This window comes from Lacticaseibacillus songhuajiangensis (assembly GCF_003946025.1).
GTDB lineage: Bacteria > Bacillota > Bacilli > Lactobacillales > Lactobacillaceae > Lacticaseibacillus > Lacticaseibacillus songhuajiangensis.
This window is the reverse complement of record NZ_RHNR01000008.1, coordinates 24,659-48,757: the sequence shown is the minus strand read 5'-3', so window position 1 is coordinate 48,757 and position 24,099 is coordinate 24,659. Positions and strand designations below refer to the sequence as shown.

Annotated in this window: 29 protein-coding genes; all 29 read right to left on the bottom strand. The window is 53.2% G+C overall.

Annotated features, from left to right (window positions below; genetic code table 11):
- Nucleotides 1-17 precede the first annotated feature (17 nt).
- The gene (locus tag EKM97_RS03715; protein WP_125570939.1) at nt 18-1,103 is read right to left on the bottom strand and encodes a GH25 family lysozyme; all 1,086 of its coding nucleotides are present in this window, start codon (nt 1,101-1,103) and stop codon (nt 18-20) included.
- Nucleotides 1,084-1,443, bottom strand: coding sequence for a hypothetical protein (locus EKM97_RS03710; RefSeq protein WP_125570938.1), 360 nt, complete (start codon nt 1,441-1,443; stop codon nt 1,084-1,086). The genes EKM97_RS03715 and EKM97_RS03710 overlap by 20 nt, the downstream gene beginning before the upstream one ends.
- A complete protein-coding gene (locus EKM97_RS03705; protein WP_125570937.1) occupies nt 1,412-1,627 on the bottom strand; it encodes a hypothetical protein in 216 nt (71 codons plus the stop codon). The genes EKM97_RS03710 and EKM97_RS03705 overlap by 32 nt, the downstream gene beginning before the upstream one ends.
- Nucleotides 1,614-1,943 carry a hypothetical protein gene (locus EKM97_RS03700; RefSeq protein ID WP_125570936.1) on the bottom strand — a complete coding sequence of 110 codons (330 nt, stop codon included), beginning with the start codon at nt 1,941-1,943 and terminating at the stop codon, nt 1,614-1,616. The genes EKM97_RS03705 and EKM97_RS03700 overlap by 14 nt, the downstream gene beginning before the upstream one ends.
- Complete coding sequence (locus tag EKM97_RS11910; RefSeq protein WP_164507427.1) at nt 1,944-2,087, bottom strand: hypothetical protein; 144 nt, start codon at nt 2,085-2,087, stop codon at nt 1,944-1,946. It lies immediately after the preceding gene.
- Nucleotides 2,087-2,512 (bottom strand): hypothetical protein, encoded by a 426-nt coding sequence (locus EKM97_RS03695; RefSeq protein ID WP_125570935.1) that lies wholly within the window; start codon nt 2,510-2,512, stop codon nt 2,087-2,089. Before EKM97_RS03695 ends, EKM97_RS11910 begins: the two co-directional genes overlap by 1 nt.
- A gap of 62 nt (nt 2,513-2,574) precedes the next feature.
- The gene (locus EKM97_RS03690; protein ID WP_125570934.1) at nt 2,575-2,886 is read right to left on the bottom strand and encodes a hypothetical protein; all 312 of its coding nucleotides are present in this window, start codon (nt 2,884-2,886) and stop codon (nt 2,575-2,577) included.
- A 194-nt stretch (nt 2,887-3,080) separates the two neighbouring features.
- The gene (locus EKM97_RS03685) at nt 3,081-3,773 is read right to left on the bottom strand and encodes a BppU family phage baseplate upper protein (protein ID WP_125570933.1); all 693 of its coding nucleotides are present in this window, start codon (nt 3,771-3,773) and stop codon (nt 3,081-3,083) included.
- Nucleotides 3,685-4,050, bottom strand: coding sequence for a hypothetical protein (locus tag EKM97_RS03680; protein ID WP_125570932.1), 366 nt, complete (start codon nt 4,048-4,050; stop codon nt 3,685-3,687). The genes EKM97_RS03685 and EKM97_RS03680 overlap by 89 nt, the downstream gene beginning before the upstream one ends.
- A gap of 18 nt (nt 4,051-4,068) precedes the next feature.
- On the bottom strand, nt 4,069-7,920 hold the full coding sequence (locus EKM97_RS03675) for a phage tail spike protein (protein WP_125570931.1): 3,852 nt from the start codon (nt 7,918-7,920) through the stop codon (nt 4,069-4,071).
- Nucleotides 7,902-8,627, bottom strand: coding sequence for a hypothetical protein (locus EKM97_RS03670; protein ID WP_125570930.1), 726 nt, complete (start codon nt 8,625-8,627; stop codon nt 7,902-7,904). The genes EKM97_RS03675 and EKM97_RS03670 overlap by 19 nt, the downstream gene beginning before the upstream one ends.
- Nucleotides 8,627-13,255, bottom strand: a complete 4,629-nt coding sequence (locus EKM97_RS03665; RefSeq protein ID WP_125570929.1) for a tape measure protein — start codon at nt 13,253-13,255, stop codon at nt 8,627-8,629. Before EKM97_RS03665 ends, EKM97_RS03670 begins: the two co-directional genes overlap by 1 nt.
- An 18-nt stretch (nt 13,256-13,273) precedes the next feature.
- Nucleotides 13,274-13,888: a Gp15 family bacteriophage protein gene (locus EKM97_RS03660; protein ID WP_125570928.1), complete on the bottom strand. Its 615-nt coding sequence runs from the start codon at nt 13,886-13,888 to the stop codon at nt 13,274-13,276.
- Complete coding sequence (locus EKM97_RS03655) at nt 13,881-14,294, bottom strand: hypothetical protein (protein ID WP_125570927.1); 414 nt, start codon at nt 14,292-14,294, stop codon at nt 13,881-13,883. The genes EKM97_RS03660 and EKM97_RS03655 overlap by 8 nt, the downstream gene beginning before the upstream one ends.
- 117 nt (nt 14,295-14,411) lie before the next feature.
- Nucleotides 14,412-14,942: a phage tail tube protein gene (locus EKM97_RS03650; RefSeq protein ID WP_125570926.1), complete on the bottom strand. Its 531-nt coding sequence runs from the start codon at nt 14,940-14,942 to the stop codon at nt 14,412-14,414.
- Between the two features lie 15 nt (nt 14,943-14,957).
- Complete coding sequence (locus EKM97_RS03645) at nt 14,958-15,353, bottom strand: phage tail terminator protein (RefSeq protein ID WP_125570925.1); 396 nt, start codon at nt 15,351-15,353, stop codon at nt 14,958-14,960.
- Nucleotides 15,350-15,724 carry a minor capsid protein gene (locus EKM97_RS03640; protein ID WP_125570924.1) on the bottom strand — a complete coding sequence of 125 codons (375 nt, stop codon included), beginning with the start codon at nt 15,722-15,724 and terminating at the stop codon, nt 15,350-15,352. The genes EKM97_RS03645 and EKM97_RS03640 overlap by 4 nt, the downstream gene beginning before the upstream one ends.
- Nucleotides 15,724-16,068 (bottom strand): putative minor capsid protein, encoded by a 345-nt coding sequence (locus EKM97_RS03635; protein ID WP_125570923.1) that lies wholly within the window; start codon nt 16,066-16,068, stop codon nt 15,724-15,726. Before EKM97_RS03635 ends, EKM97_RS03640 begins: the two co-directional genes overlap by 1 nt.
- Nucleotides 16,055-16,468, bottom strand: coding sequence for a head-tail connector protein (locus EKM97_RS03630; protein ID WP_125570922.1), 414 nt, complete (start codon nt 16,466-16,468; stop codon nt 16,055-16,057). Before EKM97_RS03630 ends, EKM97_RS03635 begins: the two co-directional genes overlap by 14 nt.
- Before the next feature lie 13 nt (nt 16,469-16,481).
- The gene (locus EKM97_RS03625) at nt 16,482-16,766 is read right to left on the bottom strand and encodes a hypothetical protein (RefSeq protein ID WP_125570921.1); all 285 of its coding nucleotides are present in this window, start codon (nt 16,764-16,766) and stop codon (nt 16,482-16,484) included.
- Nucleotides 16,767-16,821: 55 nt separating this feature from the next.
- Nucleotides 16,822-17,700, bottom strand: a complete 879-nt coding sequence (locus EKM97_RS03620; protein ID WP_125570920.1) for a N4-gp56 family major capsid protein — start codon at nt 17,698-17,700, stop codon at nt 16,822-16,824.
- Between the two features lie 16 nt (nt 17,701-17,716).
- Nucleotides 17,717-18,319 (bottom strand): phage scaffolding protein, encoded by a 603-nt coding sequence (locus EKM97_RS03615; RefSeq protein ID WP_125570919.1) that lies wholly within the window; start codon nt 18,317-18,319, stop codon nt 17,717-17,719.
- A 129-nt stretch (nt 18,320-18,448) separates the two neighbouring features.
- Nucleotides 18,449-18,781, bottom strand: coding sequence for a YjcQ family protein (locus EKM97_RS03610; RefSeq protein ID WP_125570918.1), 333 nt, complete (start codon nt 18,779-18,781; stop codon nt 18,449-18,451).
- Between the two features lies 1 nt (nt 18,782).
- Nucleotides 18,783-18,986, bottom strand: a complete 204-nt coding sequence (locus tag EKM97_RS03605; protein WP_125570917.1) for a hypothetical protein — start codon at nt 18,984-18,986, stop codon at nt 18,783-18,785.
- Nucleotides 18,973-20,505, bottom strand: a complete 1,533-nt coding sequence (locus tag EKM97_RS03600) for a phage minor capsid protein (RefSeq protein ID WP_164507426.1) — start codon at nt 20,503-20,505, stop codon at nt 18,973-18,975. Before EKM97_RS03600 ends, EKM97_RS03605 begins: the two co-directional genes overlap by 14 nt.
- On the bottom strand, nt 20,505-22,070 hold the full coding sequence (locus tag EKM97_RS03595; RefSeq protein WP_191985981.1) for a phage portal protein: 1,566 nt from the start codon (nt 22,068-22,070) through the stop codon (nt 20,505-20,507). Before EKM97_RS03595 ends, EKM97_RS03600 begins: the two co-directional genes overlap by 1 nt.
- 61 nt (nt 22,071-22,131) lie before the next feature.
- A complete protein-coding gene (locus tag EKM97_RS03590) occupies nt 22,132-23,481 on the bottom strand; it encodes a PBSX family phage terminase large subunit (RefSeq protein ID WP_225419204.1) in 1,350 nt (449 codons plus the stop codon).
- The gene (locus EKM97_RS03585; RefSeq protein ID WP_125570915.1) at nt 23,432-23,953 is read right to left on the bottom strand and encodes a terminase small subunit; all 522 of its coding nucleotides are present in this window, start codon (nt 23,951-23,953) and stop codon (nt 23,432-23,434) included. The genes EKM97_RS03590 and EKM97_RS03585 overlap by 50 nt, the downstream gene beginning before the upstream one ends.
- Nucleotides 23,953-24,090 (bottom strand): hypothetical protein, encoded by a 138-nt coding sequence (locus EKM97_RS11905; RefSeq protein WP_164507425.1) that lies wholly within the window; start codon nt 24,088-24,090, stop codon nt 23,953-23,955. The genes EKM97_RS03585 and EKM97_RS11905 overlap by 1 nt, the downstream gene beginning before the upstream one ends.
- Nucleotides 24,091-24,099 lie beyond the last annotated feature (9 nt).

Here is a 24,099-nt window from a genome sequence, read left to right as displayed (position 1 = left end):
AGCGAGTGAGGCTACTGTTACAGCATGACCTTGACGTGGTCGGCCTGTACCCAAGCACCGCCAACGTCAATAAACGCATTGTCCGGCTTGCTTAGGTCACCATATGCGCCAAAGGTCTTCCACTTTGTGCCCTTGGTTAGCGGCGTATTGGAGCTGGCCGGTTGCTTAGGCAGCGGCTTGGCCTGTTTGTACACGTCCTTAGCGACTTCTACCACTGCCCCGGGCTTACCGTCCAGCAGCGGGTTGAGTCGTACCAGCACATCAGCGCCGCTTGCCCAGGAGTTAGTCCCGAGCTGGACTGCACCGCCCTTGACGCTGATGACGCGCCAAGCAGTCCGCTTGCCGAGCTGCTTGCCCGTTTTGTGCTTGAGCGTGGCATCGGTGTAGATTGGCACGGCACCGTCCGTGTACGCCACCCCGACAAAATCGAGGTTGCGCGGCTTAGCTTGTGGCATGTAATCATCCTCCTTCTTGGCGGCCGTCTTGGCCGCCTTTTTGCTGGCCGTGATGCCGGTGAGATCAATGTCACCATCTGTCCCCGCCTCGCGTCCATACTTGTCGGTAAACTGCCAGATGGCAATCCCGTCCATGCTTGGGAAGTAGCGCATGTCCGGCTTAGGCACGGCGTGGACAAAAGGATAGGCCGCAATCCACAGGCACGTGCCAAACTCGCGCACAATGGCCGCAGAGTTGATGTGCGCCAGTGTGTACGGCTTGTAGCTGTAGTACACCGGCGTGTACCCTGCCATTTTGATAGCGCGCATGGCAGCAATGACGGCATTGGTGTTAGCAGAGACGGAGTTAGACGCCCCGGCCTCGTAGTCCACAGCAATGATGCTACCCTTGGGCGCCGTCACATATGGCAGGCAGTAAGCCACGGTCTGGCGGGCGAGTGACACGGAGCCACCGACCTGGAGCCAGATGTACGTGTGGGCACAGCGACCACGGGACTGCACGCTGCGAATTTGGCTAGCGTAGGTGTACTGCCGGTAAAAGCGGCCGTTGTAGCCGCCTACTTGGCAGATAGCAAAGGCGTCCACAGCTGTGCCCCAGACGCCCGTGTTGCCCTGATATTTAGCCCAGTCAGTCCCCAGTATCGTCATCGTCGGTCACCTCCTGCGGATCCGTGGTGGTCACAGTAGGCTCCGCCGCTGGTTTACTGGGCGCCGTGGTGTCACTGTCCGTACCGCGCACGGACACACCCCATGCAGTTTGTGTGACTGCCTCTGTACGTGGATTAAAGCTCACACCCCACACACTGGCCAGCACGCTCACAATCGCAAAGGGATTGCTGAGCCATGCCCCAAAGGCGTGCATCAGTGCAGGCCAGGTGGCCATGCTGGTGTGGATATCCTGACCGCCATATGTCAGCACGGACAGTGCCAGCACCCCGGCCAGCGTCCACCAGTAGCTAGGCTTGCGGCTCTGGAGTAGCTTCTGCATCTGTCATCACCTCCCCACCGTCAGTAGTGCCGTCATCAATCGTGGGCAACGTCCGCCCTTGCGTGTAGATTACGACTGCTTCGGCCACCTTGGCCTGGAGTCCAGGCTCGACATTTTCGATTGTGGCGCGGCCTTCGAGCACGTCCACAGTCCGCAGCAGTACTGCTGTACTAGTCAGTTCCATTGTTTTTACCCTCCCGATTGTAAAGCGTCTTGATTTGCTCGTGGTGCCGGTCAAGCCGTCGGTCATGCTCATTGACACGCCGGTCGAGCCGGTCGTAGCCCTGCTTGATGACATCCAGAGATGCCTTGAGTCCGTCCACGCTGGCAGACAGCTCCTTGATGCTGGTCTGGATGGGCGCAAAGACCACGTAACGGAAAAACGCCCCGACCAGTGACACCACGGCGACGATGATTGCGGTGAGCGATGCCCACTCACCAATCGTCATGCCGCCCCACACGTGTGGCGGGGCTGTTTGATACACGGCTGCTGCAAGCAATTACACCGCCTCGGTTTCCGTTGGTGCTGGGGCGATAGCGGCATCGTATTCGGCCTGCGTCAAGCACAGACCTACGAAGACGTGCAGGTCATCAGCCGTGTAGATGTCAGGGTAGCAGGATAGTACAAAGTCTTTGTCAAACATTACTTAGCCTCCTCTGGTTCGGTTGCTGTGGTGTCAGTGGCGGCAACTAGTGTCGTGGTAGTATCAGCCTTAGCCTGTGCTAGGGTCATCATGGCCACCTGCTTTTTAAGCGTGGTTGTTGCAGCATTGGCTTGTGCAAGCTGGCCAGTCAGTGTGGCCACGGCGCTAGTTGCGTCAGTCAGCTGCTCGGTCAGGTCGGCAATCTTGCTGTCACGCTGAGCGTCAGCGCTCTTGGCCTCTTCCTCACTGGCATCGTACCAGCCAAGCGTCTCCGTGTTCCAACTGTAGCCGAGAATCACACCATCCTTTTGGAGTCCTTCTGGGATTGGTCGGTCAGTCATCGGGTAGGACGGATTGAAGTCCTCCGGTGCCGTCAGCGTGCTCTTGATGCGGTCACGCTCGATATAATAAATTGTTTTTGCCATTAATTGGTCCTCCTTCTAATGCCGCCACGCTGACGGCTAGTGCTTAGTAAACGATGTATCTTTTAAGAGGTTACGCCCCCAGAAATTTTGGATTCGAGGGCGGAAATTCTGTTATTTAGCGTGGCGAGGTCACTATCCATCAGCGCCCTATGCCAGCCTGACCAGGCGCTGCCATTATATACAGCTTGGTAAAACCCGGCTGCAGCGTCGTCTGGTGCAAAAATCATCATGTCACGAGCATCACCATCAGCTATCACCGCAAGACCCACAAACAGCACACCCGTGTTTGTCGTCGGCATGTTTGGGGTATTTGCATTAACGTAATATGCACCAGACGACAGCACTAACTTAGTTGGGTCAGACGTAATTTTCAAAATATCGCCAACCACCTGTGGGACTGACGTAAATTTTTTATCCCACTGATAGTCTGCTCACTGCTGGTATCCACCACCTTGTCCCACGTCGCGTACCCACTCATGTTAATATTCCCGTCCACGGGCTTCTGCCCGCCGACGGTGCGGACAACCTTGTCCTTTAAAATCCTTGCAATCATAGTAACTACGTTCATTTACTCACCCGCTTCCTGTGTAACCCACGCCGCTAAGTCGGCGTCTGTAATGATCGCGATGGACTTGTCCGTTGCGCCCGTAGCCGCTGCGTCTATCGCTGCTTTTGCCTTTGCTGCCACATCATCCACGGACTGGACGGAGGCGGTAATCTTGGATTTGCCGTCGGTAGCAGCCTGATCCACAGCCTGCTTTTGCTTGGCTACTTCGGCAGCCACTTGGGTCTTGGCATCAGAACCGAGATTTTGAGCAGACTGCACTTCGTCAGCCAGGTAGTCCAGGGACGACTGTACAGCGTCCAGGCTAGGCTTACCGACAACCTCCACAATGCCAGGTGTCGGGTCTATGTGGATGTGAAATGTGCTGGTTGTGTCGATAACCGCACCGTCTGCATTCTTAAGCAAAAAGACCGCATCAAAGCGGTCCATGCTGTTGTAGTAAAGCTGTTCTGGCCACGTGGACGTAAAGCGTCCGCCCGGTGCATCAGTAATCTTGTTATCCTCCCCGGCGATAGGACCGCCGGGGCCGCTTACCCGGAATTCGATTGTGAGGCCGGTCAGATCATACGGCTTGCTGGTCGTAGGGTCAGCAAGGACTTCCCACTCTTTACTTAGTCCGCGGCTTGCCGTGCTTAGACTTACTGTGGTTCCGGTTTGGAAGTACTGCGACTGCTGAGTCGCGATGCTTGTCGCCATTTAGGTCACCTTCCTTTTTTAGCGTTTGTACCTGAGCTTGGAGCAAGGCCACTTGCGGCTGGAGAGCCCCCAGCTTGTCAGATATGGCCCCCTTGTCCTTTTTGAGCTGGTCACGTTCATTTGTAAGGTCGGCATTTTGCTGCTCCAGCTGCTGGATACGAGCCGTGTAGGCATCTTCCTTGGCTTCAAGCGTGCCGATTGTCACCAGTGCAGACGCGATGCTGTTACCTGCCTCTGTAGCGATATGTGCATATACCCGTTGTTCGATTTGTGACATGTTAAATTCCTCCTGTGATTAGGTAGCCTTTGCGTAGGCCACATTTGTTTTGCCTTGGTAATTGACAAGACAGTATGACCCGCCACCGAATGTGACGTACAGGCCAGCCCCATCAAAGCCATTGGCAAGGTACTTAACATTGACCCCGTCACCGCCGTTAATGTCGGTGCTGGACGCAGTCTTAAAGTTGACGCCGCCGTGTATAAAGGCATCACCAAAGATGCCCAAAATACCATTTTTTTTGGATGGTGAGCCAATCTGGATGGTTGGCTTACTACCGCCGGTGACCGTCACACCAAAGCGGCTAATAGCCGTCCCGGTGCCGGTACCCGTGCCATCGTCCATGGAGAGTGAGCCGAGTGCTTGCAGGTTGTTGGCAAAGGCCTTGGCCACATTAAGAATGGCTGTTGAACCGGTCTTACCGTCACCGCCTTGGATCATCAGGCCGATGTTGCCATCCGTTCGGTCCTTGACCACAAGTGAGATGGACCCGATACCGTCTTCGACCTTTTGGTCGATAAGTGCCGTGACCTGCGACTTTGTATCCCGAATTTCGGACCCGATTTCGTTCTTCATCTGCAAGATGCGGCTGTCCACGGTGCCATCACCGACACTGCTCTCGATACCATCAACCATCTGCGCTAGCTTGCTGTACTGCCCGTTGACGCCAGTGATTTTGTCTTCGATGAGTGACTCGGTCTGCTCACGGAGACTGGTGAGATCATCACCGGTAACTTGTGTTTTGATAAGATTAGCAAGCTGCCGACTAAGACTAGATAGACCTGTCGTGGGGTCTTGGACAAGCGTCTGCACCTCACTAATGGTCTGCGTAGTTTCAGATAGACGCCCGTCCAACGCGGATACCTTGGCATCAAAGCCGGTCTTGTACGTCGTAAACTTAGCGTCAATGTCCTTGTCAAAATTGCTTAGCTCGTCGCGTAGATCTTTATCCCGCTTGTCGGCAGTCTTCTCTGCCGTGGCCACCCTATCTTCAAAGGCGTCCGCTTTGGTGTTAAAGCCGTCTACGACTTTACCGAGCTGCTCATCCATCCACTCTTGCATGGCGCTACGCGAGGCGTCCACAGCGGCCTGTGCGGCCGCTTCTGCCTGACTCGTTGCCGAATTGGCGTTGTCTTCCGCGTCCTTAGCGTACTTTTGCATGAGATTGGTTATTTGAGCTGGACGGCTGCCAATAGAGACGCTAGACGGCTTGTGCCGGTTCACGTCCCACTCAACGGCGATTACTTCGCCTGCACTGTCACCCGCCATTTGTGGCAGGTAGACGACTACTTGGTCGTACATACCCACCTCGGATAGTCCGGCAAACTCGCCGGTAAACTCTTCAAAGGTCACAGTCAGTGTGTAGGTCAAGTGACCGACTTGGTTGTCGGACATATAAGCCTTGGCCACCTCTCGCAAGGTGTCCTGGTCATACACGCCGTAACCGGATAGATCCACAGCCTCCAAATGCTGATGCTCGTACTTTTCAGCACCTGCTGCCGTCATCATGACCTCGTCCAGCGTGACCGTCTGTTCTTCTGGCTCCGCACCCGTGCCGCCGCCCGTGTTTGGTTCCACGTCCGTTGGTTTGTCAAAGGTCATGTAGTTGGCATCAATCCACTGACTGCCACCCAGGTTGTACCAGGTGCCATCCGCGGTTGTGGCTTGGCCAAAAATCTTCCACTGTGTTCCTGACTTGATCTGCTTGCCAGTCGGCTTGCCCTTGATGCCTGGGTTGTCATACACGATGGCTACGCCAGGTTCTTGCTCATCATCTTTTTTTTCAGGTGCCTTGGGCTCAACGTCCTTTTGCCCGTTAAAGCTGACGTCATCATCCTTGACCCACTGACCACGGCCCAGGTCGTACCAGGTGTTACCGTCACCACCATCAGCGACGCCAAAGACGCGCCACCGGCTTTTGACAGGTAGCACCTTACCGGTCTTTTTACCAGCAGAGCCAGGCTTTGTGTATACCTCGGCACCGACTTGCGTCTTGGTGACCTTTTTGGTGGTCTTGACCTTGCCCTTTTTCTTGCCGGACTTGTACCGGCCAGTGACGACTACGGAAGTCGTTTTGACTTGATGACCCACAATGTGCAGGTACCCGATGCGGGCATCACTTGCAATCTGAGTTTCGTAGTCGTTCGTTTTACTAAAGACTAAGTAGTTGGAGTCTATCCACTGACCACGGCCTATGTTGTACCAGATGTGGTCATTTTCGTCAGTTGCATGCTGAAATACTTTCCAGCTGCTCCCGTTGGCCTCGTACTTGATGACTTTGTGCGGCTTAAATGGGTTGTTCCAAACGGCCACCTTGCCCTTACCGGCATAATTCACCGTGCCGACAGCGCGCAGGTTAGAGATATGCCGCTTAGACTGGGCGTTATCAAGATTGTACCCGATTGTGCCCTGGCCAATGGCCTTGTTGGAGGCCAAATCAATGCTGTAATCACCCGATTTACTAAAAGTAAAGTAAGTCGCATCAATCCACTGGTTACCACCAAGGCAGTACCATGTTTTGCCGTTGACACTGCCTTCGCTGACCACCGAAAAGGTCTTAAAGTATGAGCCGTTTTGCAGCTCTTTTCCGGTCTTCTTTTGCCCCTTAAATGGGGTGTCCCAAATTGGTACTGATCCTTTGCCGACCCATTGCACCGTGCCGACACCTGAGTAGTCCGCAATGTTGGACTTGTCACCTGGTGCACCATCCTCACCCGGCGTGTAAGTCGCATAAGGGTAGATGGCAGTGACGACATCGTCCAGCGTGTTGCTGGAACTGTACGTCAGCATGTTTTTACCAGGGCGGATGAGCATCTGTGTGTTTTCACCCGCCGAGTGGTTAAAGGTCATGTTGTAGTTGTCAAAGGACCACTCACCGTCGTACAGTGTCTCCATATCGGTGCCACCAGCAGAACGGCCGAACATAATGTCCTCGATGGTCGTGCCTTTAGTCCAGTTGACGTTGGCCATGGTCATGATGTCACTGGTATAAGTCACCCGTGGCATTGGCTCGACCAGCGCGTCCAGCACCGCAGAAAATGCCTGCGTGGCCGTGGCATTGGAGAGCACCACGTCCTTTTTGAGCACGTTGTTGAGGATGTCACCAGCAACATGCGTCGCCTTGACCTCGACTGTGGCCTCACCGCTAGACGGCACGTTTGGCTCGATGGTGTCAATCCGAAAAAGCTGACGTTTGAGCTTATACCCTGCGTCAGCCATGATGATGCGGTCCATTTGGAGCTCGTTGGCATCCGGCCCATTAAGTGGGTAGGACAGCTGTAACGTATACGGTGCCGATGTAGCCTCACTGACGGTCGTTGTGGCCTCACTAAGTAGTGCCAGTCCCGTAGTCAGTAAATCAGCTGCGGACGTCTCGTAAAGCGTTGGGGCGTCCATCCAGTCCATAGAGGCGTAGTCGGGTTTATCCTCCGTCGGCGAATAATTGCCAATCGCGGCCACGTCCGTTGCGGGCGCATCCTCGTTGTCGTTTGCCTTAATTGGATCAGAGTCGATAACGACCTGAGTACTACCAGTGCTGGTAGTCTGCTTTACCAGTCCCAACCCCTTTAGCTGGTCGTCCGTCAGTGTGGCAGTGTCGATGTCAGCATAGCCGTCTGTGACCTTGCTTTTGTCGATACCCAGCCCTGCGAGCTGAGTATCAGTAAAGCCGGTCACTTTAAGGTGTACCGTGGGAATTGACCCCGGCACGACCTCGTTGAGTAAGGCACGCTGCGCGGTCGTGAGTGAGTCAATGTTGATAGAAACGTACCCATCTGTGGCCGTGCTCTTGTCGATGCCAAGCGTGGCCAACTGTTCATCGCTAAAACCGGTAATCTTGATATTAAGTGGGCTTACAGTAGCCTCCGCCATCGTGGCATCACCTCCAAACTTGTTACGCCATCGCTGTATGCAATTTTGTTGTCGCCCGGCAATAACACCGGAAAGTCGTAGTCAGGGAGCACAACCGACTTAAAACGCTGCTTGTCAGCGTCATAAGCCTCCTGTAGATCGCTATCTAGGTACACATCCCCGGCGGCATCATTAACCGTGTAGTCGATGTCGTTGATGGTCACTGTGCATGTCCCCGTACCTACTAGATGGATAAGCGGCCGCGACTCAAAAGCCTCTGGATTGACGATGAGCGGTGCACTGGTGTACACCTCACCACCATTCCGGTATGCCCAGGGCTGACAGGAGAAGTCGAGCGTGAGCTTGCCTCGCCATGCCGCCTCTCGCGTCAGGTCGCCGTTAGAGTTAGGGACTGCCATCATGTGGTAATCTGGCAGCTCCGAGAAGTCTAATCGCATATAGTCATCAACCGGCTGGAGCCAGTCGCTGATGGCCATGCGCTGTACAAAAAGAGAGCTGCCAATGCGCTGTAGCACAAATGGAAAGCTCTCCGTGATATTTTCGTATCGGTCTTCGCTATAAACGCGATCAATAGACAAATTCGGCACCTGTGTCAGGGTGCGGGTTCGCGGAGGCGACTTCCACACCATTTGATTGTCCAGGAGCCGCAGGCCGTACTCCAGGCTGGAGTGCCCGTTGTACGTAATATCGTATGGCTTACCGGTCATTAAATCTTCCCCTTCCTTTGCCGTGCCAAGAATTTTGCTAATGCTTCGCTAGTTGCCTTGGCAGTTGCCTTAGCAAAAGCCCTCCCGTCAATATTTAGTGTGCTGTAGACTTTTAGGCTACCAGCAACTGCGCCAACTGCCGAAGCAGTGTCTGTACCGTCATCATTCGACGTAGTGCCGCTTGACTTGGTACTTGTGTCACTGCCACCCCACGTAAAGCTAGGAATGGTCGCGGCAGCTTGTGTCTGCTGTGCCTGCGCACTGTGCACATCCGCCAACGTCTTGGCAAAGAAGCCGTCCTGGTCATACTTAGCGCGCTCTTCGATAGCCGCGGCCAGTAATTCGTCCGCATTTGGCTTGGTGACGTTGATAGCGTACTCGGTGCCATCTTCGCCAATGACTGCCGGTGTCGCCTTATCAAAGCGGCCACCCCATGCGAGGCGACGACCACCTTGAGGGCCAGAATGCAGCCAATCGACCTTATGTGTACCCCAGATGGTTGTCCACCCGATGGAATTGCGCCAGTCCGAGTTGTTGAAGAAGGCCAGCAGTTGGTCGTAAGGACTCCAGATGTTGGTGTGCCCCTTCGCCGCGTAATTCATGAACGTGCCGGGCACGTACTGCAAAATGCCCCGAGCCTCGTTGCCGCCCGAGTTGCGGTCGTGGATACCCTGCATGACGTTCTTGCCGCCGGATTCCGACTGGATAGTCGCTTGCAGCAGCTTGATGAAATTAGCGTCAGGACTCACGCCCATGGCCGCAGCGGCCTTTTTAATCATGCTTGGGCTGTAACTGCCCTTGGCACCTTCGGCGGAGTCCTCTTGGTCTTCCTTGGCCTTTTTAAAGAGGCCAGTAAAAGTCTTAAGAAAGCCGGACTTGATGTCTTTGACCGCGCCAGAACCAAATTCATTTTTCATCTTGGCCATCTCACCACCATTTTTGGTGATGCTGGTCAAACCGGTCTTATCCTTGACCCAGTCCCACGCGCCAGATACACCCTTGGAAATAAATTTGGCTGCCGACCCGATGCCGGACGCAATCTCGGAGCCGATGCCAGAAACGGTCTTCTTAGCCTTGTCCCATATATCTTGAATCGTGCCGAAAACACCATCCGCGTGATGCGGCAGTGCTCCGGCCATTTCCATGAATCGTTCGGACTGGGCATGTGGCAGGATACTGGTACCCTGTGGCAAGAATGTTGTCTCCATGCCGTTTACCCCGACTGGGAAGATACCCATGGACGGGTGGTGCGCCAGCTCAAAGCCTTCTTCACCGACGACTGCAAACTGGTCTTCTTTGGTGCCGCCAGTACCAACGGCATACCGTTTCCAGTGTCCCGTGGCCTTCTTGCCCCACAATTTGCCAATCCAGTTCCAGGCATCAATGAGCTTGTTCCAAATGCCAGCCACCGAGTCCACAAACTTGTCCCACAACCCCTTAACCTGTCCGGTCTCGGAGTTGACTGATTGTACATGCTCACCGGCCTGCTTGGTTGCTTGCTCCACAACCTGCTTGTGCTGCTCGTTTGCATGCTTGACGACTTTGTCCTTCTGATCCTTGGCAGCACTAACAGTATCGTTGCGTTCCTTCTTGGCATTACCGACAATCGCGTCATACTGCTTCTTGGAGATTGTGTGGTTCTCGTAGTACTCCTTATCAGCGGCGGCCACGGTGTCCTTGTACTTCTTGTTGGCCGCGTCCTTGACCTTGTCGTAGGTGTCGTTAGCAGCCTTGACGACTGCATCACGTTCCTTAGCGGAGGTAGCAATGGCTTGCGTCATCGCTTTCTGGGACAGCTTCTTCTTGGAATGAGACAAGTCATTGAGTAGGTCTTTCTGCTTACCTGCGTTCACCTTCATGGCGGCGTAGGTGTCAGAATCGGCCTGGGACTCAAGCGTCTTCATGTTCTTCTTGTAGTTCTTGGTCAGGGCAAGTAGATCCTTGTCCTTCTTTTCCTGGAATTTCTGTCTTTCAGCAGCAACCTTTTCAGCTGTCTTCTTGTCGAATGCATCACGCTCGGACTTGGTACGCAACTTGCCGATGCTGATAAGGTAGTCCTTTTCACGCTGACGCACAGACTTGATGTAGTCCACGGCCTTTTTTTCGGACTTCTGGTCTTTCTTGGAGAGCTTGTCACGGTCTTTGTAGTACTTGGCCGTTTCCTTCGACATGTTGGCGTAGGCATTTTTCATGCTCTTCGCGCCTTCGGAGTCCTTCTGCTTTTCCTTTTTGAGTTCCTTGTCAGCCTGTTGCTGGGTGATTGACCCATTCTTGACCAGCAAAGCGAGGTCTTTCTTGGACTGCAACTCCTTGCCCTTGTAGTACTTGTCCACGTTTGAAGACATGCCGGACAAGGCTTTGTTGAGATTGTTTTTCGTGGTCTCAGCGGACTTACCGGACTGACTGCCCAGCAAAATCATGTCCTTGTTGATCTCGTTAGTGCCGTCTTGGTAGGACTTTACAAAGCCCTTCATGCCGCCCTTGAGCTTGTTGGTGGACTTAGTCACACCATCATCGAGCTTGGGGTGAAATGCTTGCTGCACGCCGTCTTGAATTTGCTTGCCGAGCTTCTTGCCGACTGACGTTCCGGCCGCACTGCCGATAGCAGCACCAAGGCCGCCAACGATTGCGGTACCTATGCCAGGCAAGATGGCGGTACCGATAGCAGCACCCGCAGCACCGCCACCGTACGCGGCACCAGCACCACCAAGCACACCACCGGCGTTTTTACCAATAGTCTTTTTAGTGGAACCGAGCAATGTCGTTAGGCCAGAGAGTGCCGTAATAACCGCACCGACGCCTGCGACGCCCTTAATGGCACCACTAAATTTAGACACGCGTCCCAGCGTGCTGCTGCCTTTGGATACGTCCTCCATGAGGTCAGCACCCTCGGAAACAGCCTTGCCACTGCCACCCCGGAAAAAGCCGGTAATCTTGCTTAAAAATCCTTTGCTGGTTGCAGCACTCTCGACCACATCTTCGGCCGCCCCTTTAGCAGCACTGGTGCCCGCCTTTTTGCCAAAGCTAGGCAGGCTGATGCCGCCACCAGAGCCATCACCAAAAATCTTTGTAGCAATGCCCATCTCAGTGATAGCCTTACGTGCATCATTGACGGTCTTAATCCAGCTTAAAATTTTGCTGGTAACAAAAAATGCCAACCAAGTTTTGGTTAGCATTTCGATACCCTCGCGGTGTGCGACTAAGTTTTTGAGGATTTCGTCGATTGTCTCAAGTGGGTCTTTTGCGGACTTACCGCTCTCATCGACTAGTCCAAATGCCTTGGCCAGACTGGTGATAAATTCGTAGGCCGTGTGCCAGATGGTAGAGCCGATGATGCCGCCAATCTTAAAGAGGTTACCGATGATGTCCACCAGCACATCTTTGTTGTCAGCAACGTAGTCCAGCAACTTGATGATTGCGCTCAGCGCTATTGACATCGCCTTAGAAATGCCAGACGCATACTTTTCCATCATGTCATCTGACAGGAGCTTCTGGATGTCAGTCATTGCCGACTTCGACATTTCAAAGGCCGAGCTAGTGATTTTACCCATCAAAACGCTAAATTTTGAGTGGATAAACATCCCCATGCCCATAAATGAGGTCATCGCTTCTTTAGTACCGCTGGCGTACTTCTTACCCAGAAAATCAAGTGTTTGGGTGAACTGCTCTGCAGAGAGTTTGCCAGCTGCGGACATAGCGTAGAGTTGCTTCATGCTTTTGCCGGTCGCCTGCTGTAGAGCTTCCCCAAACATCGGGAACCGGTTAATCATGACGGCCATATCTTCCGCAGAGGCCTTGCCACCCGCAACAATCTTTGCAAATTGCTCACCAGATTCGGCCAGTGCGTCGTTTGACATGTGCAAGGTAGACCCAAGGGCTACGAAGGCGTCTGTCCAGTCCTTGGTCTCTTTAACGTTGGAATGGACATGGTAAAAACTCTGTGCCATTTCGTTAATAGTGCCTGTGGAGTAAATGGTGGACTGACCCAACTTGTTTATGTAGTCCACCAGCTGCTGGCCGTCCTTAGGAGCTTCCGTGGTCAGGGACTTCCACACGGTGCGCATGGTGTCCTGCTCCTTGTTGTAGTCCATCCCAGCTGTATAGGCTTCTTTCAGCCCCGTGGTGATTGCACCCAGCGCATTTTGGATAAGACCTGCAGCAAGTGACCCAGCCATGATCTCTTTGAGATGCTTAAAGCCGGAGCTAGTCTTGTGGGTTTCCTCGCGCACATTTCTGAGCGGAGCGGAGGCCTCGTCCTTTGCCTTGACCGTGGTTTCGGTGTGCTTGGGAATTTCGTGAATTAACTTTTTAAAGTCAACGGCCTTGCCGTCTTGCACCTTGGTCAGGAGTTCGACCTGCTTAGACTTTGGTAGACGCTTTAGCTTCTCGTCAAAGTTCTTGATGCCGGCTTCTTTGGCCTCGGTCAGGAGCTTAGTCTTAACCTCTTTGGGGATTTTGTTTAGGGCTCGAATTGCAGACTCGGCATTCTTTTTAGCGGCCTCGTCCATCTTTGCACCGGTTTGTGAGCCAAAACTTTTGAGTACTTTGTCCACCTGCTTGGCATCGCTAAGCAACTGCTGCTTATTTTTGAGTTCGACCTCAATGCTGATTTTGCCTTCATCTGCCATACGTAATGCCCCCTTTCTTTACTTTGGTTCTGCTGTCGCCGCCCACGCGGACAAGATGTCATTCATCTGCTGGTTTTGCCGTGCAACTGAGCGATACTCGTCCAGTGCAAAGTACTCTTGTGCCTGCACTAGGTTGGTGAGTTCTTCACCCTCCAGGCCAGTGCGCGAACGCTGCCGAATCGCAATGATTCGCTGGAAATACGACGAAGAAGGCAAGCCGTCCAAGAGCGCTTGAAACTTCGCCCAGTGCAGCTTGCCTTCCTCTCTTTCTAAATCTATTCCGTACTCCGCCAAAATGGACGACCAGATAGCTGGAGCGTCCTGCGTGTACGAGTAGCTGCGTTCGTCCGCATAATCGCCTGACGGGTCTGCTACGGCGTCCTCAGGCAAGTGATATGGCCGCTTGCGGATGTAGTCGCCAATTTCAACGATTGCTTTCTCACGACCCTTGGCATCCACGTCACTTGCATTGACAAACATGCGCCACATAATCACCGCGCGTTGACCATCGGTTTTGCTCTCATCATCTAGCAGCTGATACCATCGCAAAACATTGTCAAAAGTCATGTTGACCTTGTACTGCTTACCGTTGATTGACCAGTACCACGGCAGTTGGCGCGTCAGACTAATCATTGCCGTCAAACTCTGGGTAGGTTGCTTCCTGGGCGTCTTCAATGGCCTTGTCGGATTCGCGCTTAACCAGACCAAGTACAAACATCAGTCCGTTCGTGGACTTGCCGAGATCCTTATAAAGGGTTTCTGCCTTCGTCTTCCCAATCTGGGACACAAAGTATTCCATGACGATTTGATGCTGCTTGTCCATGGCGTCAGTGAGCGCGTTAACCTGCTCTTCAACTGGCTTCTTGTCCAGCTCGCCTTCGTCCTTACTAAGCTCCGTAGCATACGCGGTGGCCTTAATCCATACTTCCTGCAAAGCGCGGTCGCTGGCATCGTCAAACTTAAAAACGTATTCCTTGTCCTTGTATGTGAAGGTGGCTTCCGTCTTCAAGATGTCGTTCAAGTCAATAATTTTACTCATATGATTACCTCCTGTGTGGTATACCCGCCCGCTTGCGCGTACTGCTGTCATTGGTTAGGCGGTGTTTTGTCTGCTAGAGAGTTGCGTCCCCGACTTTAGCCGAACCGACAGTCGGGGTTACGCTTTTGGGGTCGTCTCCGTGCCGTCGCCAGCCGGTGTCACGTCCTTAGGCGTGTATACTGGCTTGCCGTTGAAGGCCATATTGAAGGACAGCGTCTGCTTAGCCCCTGGTGCACCACCAGAGGTCACAATGTCGGAGAGCGTAACCTGACCAACGATTGTGGCGCCGTCAGTCTGGGTCCAGCGGCCCAGAGTCTTGAGCTTGTCCCCGATATCGAGTACGTGACTAGCGATGTAGTCCTGCGCCGCGTTGCCTTCGAGACGGTGACCGGTGAAGGCAATCTGGAGCCGCTTGCCGGTGACGTCAGTAGAGCCGAAACCTTCGCCGTCCATGTAGACGTCATTAGTAGCCGTCTCGTTCAGAGACGGGGTGAAGTTGTTGATACCAGCAGCAAGCTTTTCCCACTTGGCATTTTCGGCCTTCGCGGGATCCTTTGTGCCGGAAACGTCAATTTCAAAGCCGTTCTGCCAGTTGAGGGCAAATCCCCCAATATTGGTTGGAGCAGCAGATGTATCTGGAGTTGCCATTTAAATCATTCCTTTCTATTTTTGGTACTTGTTGACCATGATATTGACCGCAAAATCGAAGCTGTAGACCACGTAGCCTTGCAGATCGGCCTGGCTAATCGCTGGTTCTGATGTGGCCTCCGCCCTCAAAAAGCGGAAGCTGTCAGAAGGTAGGTCAGTCAGCTGGTCGATGTAGGTTGAGACTAGCCACATAAGGATGTTGCCCAGCCCTTGCTCCTTCGTCCGGATAGCGGCCTCAAAATAAAGTCGTTTCTCCTGGTTGCCCGCAAAGTCTTCGTCCACGGTCTGCCCACTCTTAGTCGGGTAGAGACCAAAAGCGTCGTCTGCTTGCAAAAAACCCGGCTTCACCTTTTGCGGTAAGTCGGGTTGTGCGTTGATGCCGTCGACCAGCATCTTAAAAACGTCGTTCATATTCCCAGTCCTTTCAGGTAGGCTTCTTTGATGCGTGCCATCTTCTGGTCGTTTTTCTGAATGGCCTCATCCCAGTGCGGTCCCGTGCCGGGCTCCGTATAGTGGTGGAATTCGACCTTGGTGCCATTAGCGTTGGTGTAACCGCCGTTAAACTGCGCGCGGGCGTATGGCTCGTTGTACTCAATGCCGGTGTCTCCGGGTGTGGAGTGGTCACGCAAATTGCCGAGGTCTTTTGGTACGACCCCGGTGCCATTGTCATTGAGCTCAAAGGCCACCTGTGACACGGCTGCTGTCATGCCTTTACCGAACGTTTGCTCACTCAGCTTGTCCATGACACCAGCAGCATCGCTCATATCGACTGTGATGCCCATTACATCACCTCCAGCTCGTAGCTAAAGACGTCTTCCGAGTCTGTGGCCGTGTTGACGATGATATTAGTCAGGATGTGCGGCTTACCGTCATAGACGACCTGAGCATTGAGCCAGTCATCATCGAGGTACGGCACCCCTGGACAGTACTTGGGGTATACGTAGACCACAGCATTTGCAGTCTTGACTCGGCTATTACCGGAGCCGGAGTACACAGCACCCTTGTCGACCCGCACCTTTGGCAGCTCGATTGGGTCAGCGTACTTTTGACCGTCCCAGCCCTCCGAGTCCACTGTTTTAGCGATGCTGGCCATGTGGACAAGCCACTGCGGATTAATATCGAGCATACGGGATCCCCCTATACAGCAGTCCGGTGCCGCTTAGTGCGGCAATGGCGTCGGCGCTGATGACAGACATAGCTGTGGTGTCGAGGCCACCTGCAGTCTGGTAAGTTTTTGTGACGGTTGTCCGTCCCATGACCTGCTGCTCGCTGGCCTCTTGCCGTGATGCCTGGTCTTGCGACGTAATGCCGCTGGTGGCCATGTACTCAATTTGCCTCATTATCGCCCGCTTAAAGCGTGTTGCCCGCAACGGAAAACGGTCATCTGCCAGCTCATGGTAGCGGTAGTAATTGCGAGTGAGGTCATCGAGGTAGTCTTCGGCACGCGCCTCCAGCCGGTCAAAGCCATCAGGCGCGTCTACTACGTGCATTGCCTGGATGTACTCATCCTGAGTGACGTATGCCATTTAGACCGCCTCCTTAGCCCGCTGCGGCTTCTGTGACGGTGATGGCCACCGTGGACTTGTCACTGAGTGTGGCAGTTCCAGCAGTCACCTTGCCGTCCGTAGTCGTGAGTGCGATGGCAGTGATGGTTGGGGCATTCTTCCCCGCAGCACCTGGGTCGCCCTTAGCGCCTGGAGCACCATCGTCACCGTCTTTGCCTGGAGTGCCGTCCTTGACAGCACCTACGCCCTGTTCGAGCGCATTGAGCTTGTCGGCGGTGATGACGTCACCGTCTTTCCATGTGTTTGGTGTGTAAGCCATACTTACTTACCTCCTAATTTTGCTGTTCCGACCTTAGCAGCCCCGACAGTCGGGGCTAGGCTTTTGGGTCTTCTGTTCCGTCACCTGCGGCTGCTGGTTTGTTGACTACTAGTGCACGCGTGTCGTTTTGCAGCCATACGCCGTAGTACTCGTCTACGTTGACCTTGGTGGTCTTGTAGTCGATGTCGCGCTCAGTTTCGACTTGCACTCCACGCTTCATGGTGATGGATAGCGCACCCTGCTTTACGGCCAGGTACGTACCGACCGGCACCTTGCGGCTGGTCATAATCTGCCAGCCAAAGATTTCGCCGAGAACACCGCTCACCAGAATCTTGTCACCGAGTTCGCTGTTACGTGTCCAGTCGTCAGCCGCAGCCTTTCGCAGCTTTGCGTAATCCTTCTTGTTGATAATCAGGACGCCGGTGTCAGAGTTGGCACCTTCAAAGTTCTTTTCATCGGTGTCGTCTTCAAACGCAGCTTCAATCGCGTCGAAAAGGTCGAGATCAGGTTCGGGGTGGCTGATGCTAAGACGCGCATTAAGCAGTGCATCAAGGCAATCGTTGTCCACCTTGGATGCGATGGACATGGAAAGTTGGCGTGCAGCTTCGGTCTTCGGCTCACCGTAGCCAGTCAGGACAGCCATGTCAGAAACTTCGGTACCCTTACCGGCACGCTTGATTGTCGTGGTGGTGGTACCGTTCTTGAGCTTGCTGTAGTCAATCTTTTCACCTTCTGCGAAATCTACAGCATCGCCGATGTATTCCCAGTGTGGGACAGTGATTGTGCTACCTGGTACACCGACAAGCTTGTCGTCAGTTGTGGCGATGCCGGTAAACTTAATGGCCTTAGGCAACTGGGCCACAATCATTGTGGCCATGACCTCTGGGTCAATTTGAGACGTAGCATCAGTAGTATTTGCGTTTGGAAATGCCATTAAAAATCAGTCCTTTCTATTCTTCGGAACCACTTGCCAGTGCCGCTGCTACTTCTTCGTAACTGGCACTAGCAAAGTCAATTTGGTTTGAACCTGCAGGTGCAGGGTTACCGGCGGTGGTGATTGGTGGAGTGTTTGGCTGTGCTGGTTCAGCAGGCTTGGCTGGTTCTGCTGGCTTAGCTTCGGCAAACAAAAAGCTGGAGTCATCACTCGTCTTGAGTGCCTCCAGCTGGTCATCAATGCCTGTCACCTTGCCGTCATCGCCGACGTCCACCTTGCTCATGTCGAGCAGTGCACGTGCGGCCGTTGCGTTCCGTGCTCCGGACTTGGTCAAAGCAACCTCGGTAGCCGCGTCAATGCGTGTCTGCTTGAGTTCGGCGGCGCTTGACTTCTTGAGTTCAGCAATCTGCTGTTTCAAATCGTCGTTGCCTTCGTTGTCCTTCTGGAGCTTGGTCAGCTGACTGGTCGTGGATTCCACCTGCTTCTTGTAAGCATCACGGTCGCCTTCTGCGGCTGTAAGCTGCTCCTTGAGTGGGTTGATGTCTTGGCCATTCAGTGCCATCACCTTAGTAATCTGCTCGTCAGTAAGTCCTGCATCTTTGAGTTCTTGAGTCTTCATGTCTATCTCCTAAGCCGTTGGTGAGCGGGTCGGCTCCCGCATGGATTTGGGCACAAAAAAGAGCAGTTTATTAGGCTCGTGCTCAGGAGCCGATTTGGGTACAAAAAAACGCCCGCAAAATCGCAGACGCTACATATACGGAACTATGTCCTTAATATCTTTTAATGTTTTCTTCACACGTTCCATCATCGTGTTGCTAAATAGATACTCAATACCTTTCACGGTAATGCTTACACCGCTAGTATTAAGCTCCGGTCCTGAAAAGGATTCGGTATATTCGACTCCACTAATGTATCCTTCATCACTCAGCGTTCGAAGAATGAACATCCAATAGCTTGGGACGATATTAGCACCGAACTGCATTAGTTCAGCAGCCGACGCTGCGGTTTCACCTTTTTTCAGCCGTGAATATAGCCACCCCAGTAATTGATAAGCAACAACGAAATAATCATCTTTCGCCATGTTAGTTCACCTCGATACTGATAATTTCGGACTCAGTGAGTGTTAGTGGATTGTTAGGAAATTGCTTTGTGTGATAGATGTCGAGACTCGGAATTCCATCATCGGAGTCTTCCGCGCTTTCGTATACCGCAGCGACGCCCTCGAACTTTTGGCCATCTGTGGTTGCTACAACAACATTCTGTCCAAGAAATTTACTTAGATCCATTACTATCACCTCCACGATTTATCTTGATTGGAACAATGTGAGTACGAGCTTTCGAGTGATGAATTTTCATCCACTGCACTTCTTCACCTGACTCAGCATCAATGCCAAGCACGTGATTGGTTTGAACTGTTTCCACATTGCCGAGCTTGCCATCTTTCTGAACGTTTAACTGCCCCGTCCCAGAATACTCGTCCAATAGTTGCTGAGGATTCTCGGAATCAAAAAGATAACTTTTGCCGGGCAAATGTGTCGACTCCATATGTGGTGCCTGTTTCTCGGGGTTTATTAACTTGCCCCATGCGCCACTTGCAATTTGTGCACGGACATGACGAGCACTGGCTGAGAGCCGATTGCTATCTGTACTCTTATTATACCCCGGTTCAGCCTTCTCACGTGAATAATCTCGACGTAAAAAGTCATTATCTTTGACAAGCTTTCGGACTGCAGCCTGATTGCGGCGAACAAGGAGTTGATAATGCTTCTTTCCCTGCTCGTCGCCCATATCACTGGCTAGCTCCGCATTTTGCTTATACTTGCGGATTTGGCGCTCAAGTGCACGCTGTCGAGCCTGCGTCTCACCGTTGGCCACCGCTTCTTGTGGATCATACTGCGTCAGGCCATTCGTATTGACCCCCGGCACATATGCCCACTTGGTATGGCGGCAGTTAATACCGAATGTGCCCCCGGGCTCGCCGTAGCCCCAGTTGTCCAGAGCGTATACGTGCTCGTGGGTGTCAGTCTCAAAGTCTTCTGGTCGTGTTGTGACCAGGTTGCCTTGTATCGTGGCACAGGCCTCACGAGACGCGGCATGCGAGGACATCAAAAAGATGTCGATGCCGTTGTCCTCAGCCGCTTTGTCACGCACCGCCTGAAATGCACGGTTTGTAGTAGTGCCCACGACTAACCGCGCATAAGAAGCGATGCCCCAATGGTGGCCACCCTTGTCAATCAGGCCAGTGTCCAGCCCCTTTTGCTGCCACTTGAGCACTGTGTCCCAAATGGCTTGCTGCGGGGTGCGCACACCAGTGATTGCATCAGCAACCGACTCTTTGACAATTTGCTGATACGTGTTGGTCACGGCGTTTTCACCGTAATTGGTTGTCAGCAGCGTCTGATTGACGGTGTTGTCGAGCTCCAGAAAAGTCTGTTTGAGGTAACCGCCCATAAGTTGGTCAATATTAGCAGGCTCGACACCGCTACCTGTGGCGTCGCTAACGCGCTTGTACTCGCCTTGGGCATATTTGTACCCGAGGTCATTAAAAAGGTGCCTCAGCTTGCGCTCCGCGATGCCTGTGGTCTTACTGACCTCGGTCACCGCTTCCCTATTGAGCATGTGCAGCTCACTCAGGCGGCTAATCTGCCACTTGAGCACGTCCGTGGTGCTGGCGTCATCCTTGGGCACCCCGTTGCGGGTCAGATACTTGGCAAATAGCCGGAACATCTTCTGCTCCAGGTGCTCGTATAGATCTATGGCGTCACTTTGGACTAAATCGAGTTGGCGCTGGGTCGGCTTGGCCATTAGTCATCGCCTCCGCCATCCTGCTGCCCGTCTGTGCCGTTTGGACTGTCGGTGTCACCAAACATGCCAGCCTCGTGCGGGTCTACCTCAGCGGCTGTTTTATCGGCAATCTCGGCAAGCATCTCTTTAGCACGCTCCTCGCTGATACCAAGGATGCGAGCGGTGGCCACATAGTCAGGCACAATGCCCGCAGCCTTAAGCGCGATCCAGTAATCGGCTGTGGCCTTTTTGTCGGTAAAGACACCATCGTCAAAGTCCACCGACACCTGGTCAACCGTCGGCAGTGGGCCACTGTATAGCCGCTGACCGTCGATGACAGTCCCAGATGCAAGTTGGCAGATGCTGACACACAGCTCTTGGATAGCGCGCTCGACCATGGTCAGGTGCGAGTTACGAGTCTGGTACGTCTGTGAGTCCTCACTGACGACCTCTGTAGCAGTCTTGAGCCCGCCTGCACCGTCAAAGCTAAAGGTACCGACGGACAAACCAACCTGCATCTCCAGCGTCTTTAAAAAGTGATTGAGACTGGCAATGTAATCAGTCGCACGGATGTCAGACGTCAGGTCGGTAATCGTGTCGTTGTCCATGCCAAGATTGGCCTTAAGGAAGACGTTTTGGTCAGGGTCAAAGACCTGTTCGAGCTGCTCTTTGCCGTCCTTGGTCGTGGTTTGGAATGTCTGCGTTGTGGACTCAGGCACTAACACCCGCCGCTGGCCCATCTTAACCTCCCAGTTGAACTGGTCATAGGTGTCGTTGATTTGCCGTAGTGTGTTGCGCGCGTTATCAGCGATACCCACGCCAAGGGGACTGGACAAGTTGCGGTTGTTGAATCCTGCCGGTTTGAGGTACACGAAGAGCGGCCGTGTGAAGACGCTGGTGTCTAGGTTGGCCGTCTCTGCTAAGTCTGGGTAGATGTCGCCTAGTGGAACCCGCAGCCCCACACTGGCCTTGCTATCTGAGCGGTACAACTCATTAGTAATCGTGTACTGGTCAGCCTGCCATTCGTGAAACTCAAGCAGTGTGTAGTACGCCTGCGAGCCGTTTTCCGTGCGCTCACTGTGTGTGGCAATGGCGGCGCTGCTAATGTTGTTGGTGTTAGCCTTAAGCGGGTAGAAAGTTGGTGCCTGTGCCCATGCCAGCTTGATACTCTTGGTCACGGGATCTACATACGGCCGAATGGCCAAGCCCCCAAGTGCCAGACAGCTCTCCAAGTAGTACTCAAAATTTTTATTGAAGTCATTGTCGCCGAGTACCTTCTGCACGAAGTCGTTAGCGGCGTCTTTGATATCGGCTTTAGCGTCATCGCTGTCACCACTCGAATTGGAAGTGTCCACGGTGATTTTGGCCTGCTCGTTGTACAGGAGACTTGCCATGCGTCGACAGATAACCTGCAGCATGTTGAGACTCACATATGGCCGCTTTTTTAGCTGGTGCTCCGTGTTGAGGTAGTGAATCAGCTTAAAGTCGCCCTCAAAGTAACGTCGGTCGGCTGCAATACGGTCATACTCACCAGCGTCCATATCAATCTTTGGGTGGTCCAAAATGGACCCAAGTTGGTCTACCATACCTAGCTTTGCACCTCCTTTGCGCAATAGATTTTTGACAAAGCTTACAAGTCCCACGTGCTCACCCCTTTAGTCTTAGTCGGTCAGCATTGTCCATGACCATGTACTTAAAGCCATCGACCGTGTGGTCATCCTTTTTGACAACCTTGGGGTTGTCCGACTCCATAGTCTTCTCGTCCCACTGGTAGCGCCGGTGCTCGTCGATAAAGACGGCATTGTTCGGCGTGTCCAGATAGTAAAAGCGTCCCTGTGCTAGCAAGGATTGTACAAAGTCAATCATGGTGGCCTCGTCTTTCTTGGAGACGGGGTGCCAGCGAATGCCGTAATCGTGATAGTACTGGTTACGCAGCGCGCCTTCGGCCGAGTCAATCGTCATGTTGACCAGCTTGACCCGTGGATACTGCTTGAGCACGCCATCAATAAACGCGTGCACTTCGGGTGATAGCTCGCTGGGTGCCTTTTTGACTGACTGCCCTGCTGGACTGTAGTAGTACGTATCCAGCAGAATGACTTTGCCCTTAGCCGTGAGTCCGTATACGCTGCAGGCCGTAGCCGACTGCATATGTCCCACGTCAATGCTGGTAAATAAGCACGACAGCGGGTCATCACTCGGCAACTCCTTGATTGGGTGGAAGAGATCCATATTATAAATGGTCGTTCCCAGCCCAATCTCTTTGCCCAGATACAGCCACGAGTAGTAATCGTAATCGTTATCCTTGTACTTGGCGATGAGGTCAAGCTGCTGCTTAGTCGTAAAGCCAAGCGCATCATCTAGGTACGTGCTCTTGTCCACCAAATAGTCGGAGTCACCTCGCACGGAGTCAACCCACTCATTAATCCAGTCATACGGGTTCTTGGGCGGGTTGTACGTCCAGATAACTTCCACGTGATCTACGTAAGGTGACTTCTGCCGGATAAACGTCGGGTTGCTCTGGTCAAAGACTTCTGGCCCCTTAAAGTTGGCCGCCTCTTCGTACCACACCGCGATGATGTTACCAACTGTATTGGACTTGAGCTTTTCAGGCTTATCGGCACCGTAGAAGTAAAAGGTCGAGCCGGTACGCTTGTGCGTAATCGTCATCGGGCTGACACGGTAGTCAAACTCGGCTGTCATGTGCAGTTGCGTGATAGCCCAAATAATCTGGTTGTACACGGAGTCGCGCAAGTTGTTGGCATTCTCACGTACTACAATGACGTTGGCCTTGTGGCCAGCCTGTGCCATGCGCTTAACCTTACTTACAAGCTTGAGTGCTGTGGTCGATGACTTAAAAGAGCCACGACCGCCTAGTAAGATGCTGTACGGCCGCTTGGTGCGCCAGAACGTGTAAAAATGTGGCTGCACCATCGCGGAGAGTTTAAGCTCAGTCTTCGGCTGGCGTGGTGTCTGTGTCATCTGTGTCTGGGATGTCATCGACAATGGTCACGCCTCCGTCCTGGTCGTCATCGGTAGCATCAGCAGCACGAGCCTCTGCAATATCAGCTTCTGCTTTAGCCCTGCGTACCTGAGCCTCAAGTAGTTCGTCGCTGTCTGGGTACCGTTTTAGCAGTTCTTTGCCAGCTGCCATGCGATCCTTAATCGTGGGTGGATTGTCATCAATGGTAACCACACCGTCTGATGTGCCGACGTTGACGCTCTCTGTCGCCTCGCCACGAAGTACCGTGGTCAAGTACCGCAGCACCTCATCAGCCTTTGCAATCTTGGCATCCTCTATCTGCTTCATGCGGTCGGCAATCGCCGATTTAATGTCAAGTTTTGCCAAGTTTTGAGAGCCGACTGTCCGTGCAGTCCGCTTGCTGTACCCCGCGTCCAGTGCGGCCTTTGTCGCATTTCCAGACTCAACATAAGCACTGACAAACTTCTGCTGTTTTACTGTGAGAGTCATCACATATCACCACACCTCCCGCGCTTTTTCTTGTCTTCCTGAGCTTTCTTCTGAGCTTCCTCTTTTGCGAGTTTCCCGATGATTGAGGCCTCAGCCTTCGACATGTAGCCGAAATTTGTCATTACCATTTGAGCCATGAAATCACC

Excerpts from the sequence above, each read along its gene's own strand:
- EKM97_RS03715 (WP_125570939.1), bottom strand. The coding sequence starts at position 1,103 with ATGACGATACTGGGGACTGACTGGGCTAAATATCAGGGCAACACGGGC.
- EKM97_RS03710 (WP_125570938.1), bottom strand. The coding sequence starts at position 1,443 with ATGCAGAAGCTACTCCAGAGCCGCAAGCCTAGCTACTGGTGGACGCTG.
- EKM97_RS03705 (WP_125570937.1), bottom strand. The coding sequence starts at position 1,627 with ATGGAACTGACTAGTACAGCAGTACTGCTGCGGACTGTGGACGTGCTC.
- EKM97_RS11910 (WP_164507427.1), bottom strand. The coding sequence starts at position 2,087 with ATGTTTGACAAAGACTTTGTACTATCCTGCTACCCTGACATCTACACG.
- EKM97_RS03695 (WP_125570935.1), bottom strand. The coding sequence starts at position 2,512 with ATGGCAAAAACAATTTATTATATCGAGCGTGACCGCATCAAGAGCACG.
- EKM97_RS03685 (WP_125570933.1), bottom strand. The coding sequence starts at position 3,773 with ATGGCGACAAGCATCGCGACTCAGCAGTCGCAGTACTTCCAAACCGGA.
- EKM97_RS03680 (WP_125570932.1), bottom strand. The coding sequence starts at position 4,050 with ATGTCACAAATCGAACAACGGGTATATGCACATATCGCTACAGAGGCA.
- EKM97_RS03675 (WP_125570931.1), bottom strand. The coding sequence starts at position 7,920 with ATGGCGGAGGCTACTGTAAGCCCACTTAATATCAAGATTACCGGTTTT.
- EKM97_RS03670 (WP_125570930.1), bottom strand. The coding sequence starts at position 8,627 with ATGACCGGTAAGCCATACGATATTACGTACAACGGGCACTCCAGCCTG.
- EKM97_RS03665 (WP_125570929.1), bottom strand. The coding sequence starts at position 13,255 with ATGGCAGATGAAGGCAAAATCAGCATTGAGGTCGAACTCAAAAATAAG.
- EKM97_RS03660 (WP_125570928.1), bottom strand. The coding sequence starts at position 13,888 with ATGATTAGTCTGACGCGCCAACTGCCGTGGTACTGGTCAATCAACGGT.
- EKM97_RS03655 (WP_125570927.1), bottom strand. The coding sequence starts at position 14,294 with ATGAGTAAAATTATTGACTTGAACGACATCTTGAAGACGGAAGCCACC.
- EKM97_RS03650 (WP_125570926.1), bottom strand. The coding sequence starts at position 14,942 with ATGGCAACTCCAGATACATCTGCTGCTCCAACCAATATTGGGGGATTT.
- EKM97_RS03645 (WP_125570925.1), bottom strand. The coding sequence starts at position 15,353 with ATGAACGACGTTTTTAAGATGCTGGTCGACGGCATCAACGCACAACCC.
- EKM97_RS03640 (WP_125570924.1), bottom strand. The coding sequence starts at position 15,724 with ATGGGCATCACAGTCGATATGAGCGATGCTGCTGGTGTCATGGACAAG.
- EKM97_RS03635 (WP_125570923.1), bottom strand. The coding sequence starts at position 16,068 with ATGCTCGATATTAATCCGCAGTGGCTTGTCCACATGGCCAGCATCGCT.
- EKM97_RS03630 (WP_125570922.1), bottom strand. The coding sequence starts at position 16,468 with ATGGCATACGTCACTCAGGATGAGTACATCCAGGCAATGCACGTAGTA.
- EKM97_RS03625 (WP_125570921.1), bottom strand. The coding sequence starts at position 16,766 with ATGGCTTACACACCAAACACATGGAAAGACGGTGACGTCATCACCGCC.
- EKM97_RS03620 (WP_125570920.1), bottom strand. The coding sequence starts at position 17,700 with ATGGCATTTCCAAACGCAAATACTACTGATGCTACGTCTCAAATTGAC.
- EKM97_RS03615 (WP_125570919.1), bottom strand. The coding sequence starts at position 18,319 with ATGAAGACTCAAGAACTCAAAGATGCAGGACTTACTGACGAGCAGATT.
- EKM97_RS03610 (WP_125570918.1), bottom strand. The coding sequence starts at position 18,781 with ATGGCGAAAGATGATTATTTCGTTGTTGCTTATCAATTACTGGGGTGG.
- EKM97_RS03605 (WP_125570917.1), bottom strand. The coding sequence starts at position 18,986 with ATGGATCTAAGTAAATTTCTTGGACAGAATGTTGTTGTAGCAACCACA.
- EKM97_RS03600 (WP_164507426.1), bottom strand. The coding sequence starts at position 20,505 with ATGGCCAAGCCGACCCAGCGCCAACTCGATTTAGTCCAAAGTGACGCC.
- EKM97_RS03595 (WP_191985981.1), bottom strand. The coding sequence starts at position 22,070 with ATGGTAGACCAACTTGGGTCCATTTTGGACCACCCAAAGATTGATATG.
- EKM97_RS03590 (WP_225419204.1), bottom strand. The coding sequence starts at position 23,481 with ATGACATCCCAGACACAGATGACACAGACACCACGCCAGCCGAAGACT.
- EKM97_RS03585 (WP_125570915.1), bottom strand. The coding sequence starts at position 23,953 with ATGACTCTCACAGTAAAACAGCAGAAGTTTGTCAGTGCTTATGTTGAG.
- EKM97_RS11905 (WP_164507425.1), bottom strand. The coding sequence starts at position 24,090 with ATGGCTCAAATGGTAATGACAAATTTCGGCTACATGTCGAAGGCTGAG.